This is a genomic window from Scandinavium manionii (assembly GCF_024764775.1).
Taxonomy (GTDB): Bacteria; Pseudomonadota; Gammaproteobacteria; order Enterobacterales; family Enterobacteriaceae; genus Scandinavium; species Scandinavium manionii.
This window is the reverse complement of the sequence record NZ_JALIGC010000006.1, coordinates 1-257: the sequence shown is the minus strand read 5'-3', so window position 1 is coordinate 257 and position 257 is coordinate 1. Positions and strand designations below refer to the sequence as shown.

Annotated in this window: 1 rRNA gene; it reads right to left on the bottom strand. The window is 50.2% G+C overall.

Going from position 1 to position 257, the window contains the following annotated elements:
- Positions 1-257: ribosomal RNA gene (locus MUU51_RS00030) — 23S ribosomal RNA — on the bottom strand; the annotation flags it as partial.

The window sequence follows — 257 nt, the reverse complement described above, 5'->3', positions numbered from 1 at the left end:
CTCTACCTGACCACCTGTGTCGGTTTGGGGTACGATTTCGTGTTACCTGATGCTTAGAGGCTTTTCCTGGAAGCAGGGCATCTGTTACTTCAGTACCGTAGTACCTCGTCATCACACCTCAGCGTTAGATAAGAGTCCGGATTTACCTAAACTCTCCGCCTACATGCTTAAACCGGGACAACCGTCGCCCGGATAACATAGCCTTCTCCGTCCCCCCTTCGCAGTAACACCAAGTACAGGAATATTAACCTGTTTCC